General features: G+C 68.0%; 3 protein-coding genes. 2 read left to right on the top strand and 1 reads right to left on the bottom strand.

Annotated elements, in window-relative coordinates:
* The coding region (locus KIT86_RS25000; RefSeq protein ID WP_297403431.1) for an inositol monophosphatase family protein at positions 1 to 827 on the bottom strand (827 nt) is incomplete at its 3' end.
* Between the two features lie 123 nt (positions 828 to 950).
* Between KIT86_RS25000 and KIT86_RS24995 the strand changes: the two genes are divergently transcribed.
* Together KIT86_RS24995 and KIT86_RS24990 are read left to right on the top strand one after the other, a co-directional pair.
* Positions 951 to 1,685: an RNA methyltransferase gene (locus tag KIT86_RS24995; RefSeq protein WP_297403429.1), complete on the top strand. Its 735-nt coding sequence runs from the start codon at positions 951 to 953 to the stop codon at positions 1,683 to 1,685.
* Positions 1,686 to 1,696: 11 nt separating this feature from the next.
* The coding region (locus KIT86_RS24990; RefSeq protein WP_367185477.1) for a serine O-acetyltransferase at positions 1,697 to 1,959 on the top strand (263 nt) is incomplete at its 3' end.

The following is a 1,959-nucleotide window of genomic DNA, read 5'->3' as shown; positions in this document are numbered from 1 at the left end:
GCCTTGTCGCCCGCACTCGCGAACTTGCTGTACTTGCCGGTCAGGCCGACCAGCTGGCCGTAGATCTTGGGGTTGGCGGCCAGGCATTCCTTCTGTTCGAGGAAGTCGGACTCGCCGGTGAAGTTGCCCACCAGGCCACCGGCTTCGGTGACCAGGAGCGCGCCTGCGGCGACGTCCCAGGGCGAGAGGCCCATTTCAAAGAAGCCATCGGTGAAGCCCGCGGCCACGTAGGCCAGGTCAAGTGCGGCCGAGCCGGGGCGGCGCACGCCGGCCACGCGCGGCATCACGTCGCCGAACATCTGCAGGTAGGTCTGGAAGGCGTCGCCCGGGCGGAACGGAAAACCGGTGGAGATCAGGCAGTCGCGCAGCGTGGTGCGCTTGGCCACGCGGATGCGGCGGTCGTTGAGGTAGGCGCCGCGACCACGCGTGGCGCAGAACAGGTCGTTGCGCGAGGGGTCGTAGACAACGGCCTGCTCCAGCCGGTTGCCCACCATGAGCGCGATGCTCACGCAGTAGACCGGGAAGCCGTGGATGAAGTTGGTGGTGCCGTCCAGCGGGTCGATGATCCAGACGTGGTCTGCGCCGCCATGCCGGCCTGCGCGCTGGCCCGATTCCTCGGCCCAGATGGCGTGGTCGGGGTAGGCGGTGAGCAGCGTGTCGATGATCGCGGCCTCGGCGGCCTGGTCGACCTCGGTCACGAAGTCGTTGGTCTGTTTGACGGAGACCCGGACCGACTCCACGTCCAGCGCGGCGCGGTTGATGAGGGTACCTGCGGTGCGTGCGGCCTTGATGGCCACGTTGAGCATGGGGTGGAGTGTGGACGACATGAATTGTGAACCTTGGCGCGCTGCGCGGGGCAGGGCGCGGCTGTGGTGGAAGAGCGGGTGACGCAGCCGGGCGATGCGGGCGGCGACAATACCGGTGATTTTACCGTCCCCGCCCTTTTTCGCATGCGCACCCGTTTTGTCCTGATCCAGACCAGCCACGCCGGCAATGTGGGCGGTGTCGCCCGCGCCATGAAAGTCATGGGTTTCGACGACCTGGTGCTGGTGCAACCGCGCTGGGCCAATGTGCTGCGCCGCGAGGAGACCATCCAGCGCGCCAGCGGGGCCAACGACGTGCTGGCCAAGGCGCGCATCGTGGACACGCTGGACGAGGCGCTGGAGGGCATGAGCCACCTCTGCGCCACCGCCATGACCCCGCGCGACTTCGGTCCGCCCACGCGCGCCCCGCGAGAGCACTTCGCACAGCTGCTGGGTGCGGGCGATCCGCCGCAGGGGGTGGTCTTCCTCTTCGGGTCGGAGCGTTTTGGCATGCGCAACGAAGACGTGTACCGATGCCACGTGGCGCTGAGCATCCCCACCGCGCCGACCTTCGGCTCACTCAATCTGGCCGCGGCCGTGCAGCTGATCGCCTACGACTGGCGCCAGGCGCTCGGTGGCTTCGGAGCGCCCCCGCTGGTGGCCGAGCGGCCCCAGGCCGATGCGCGGGCCCTGGGCGGCATGCTCGAACACCTGGAGCGCGCGCTGGTGGCGGTGGATTTTCTCGATCCCGAAGCGCCCAAGAAGCTCATGCCGCGCCTGAACCAGCTTTTCAACCGGGCCGCGCCCAGCGACGAGGAAATCCACATTCTTCGAGGTGTCGCCAAGGCCATGCTGCAAGTCGCCGACAAGGCGAAGCGATAGACTGCCGGCATATGTTCGACCGCATCCGCTCCGACATCCAGTGCGTGCTTGACCGCGACCCGGCCGCGCGCAGCACCTGGGAGGTGATCACCTGCTACCCCGGTCTGCACGCCGTCTGGCTGCACCGGCCGGCGCACTGGTGCTGGAACCACGGCTTCAAGTGGCTGGGTCGGTTCATCTCGCACCTGTCGCGCTGGCTGACCGGCATCGAGATCCATCCGGGCGCCAAGCTGGGCGAGCGCGTGTTCTTCGACCATGCCATGGGCGTGGTGGT

This window comes from Hydrogenophaga sp., assembly GCF_026125825.1.
Lineage (GTDB): Bacteria > Pseudomonadota > Gammaproteobacteria > Burkholderiales > Burkholderiaceae_C > Hydrogenophaga.
The sequence above is the reverse complement of the archived record's forward strand: the minus strand, read 5'-3'. Positions and strand labels throughout refer to the sequence as shown.

Bases quoted from the DNA above. Each gene is read 5' to 3' on its own strand.
- KIT86_RS24995 (WP_297403429.1), top strand. From the start codon at position 951: ATGCGCACCCGTTTTGTCCTGATCCAGACCAGCCACGCCGGCAATGTG.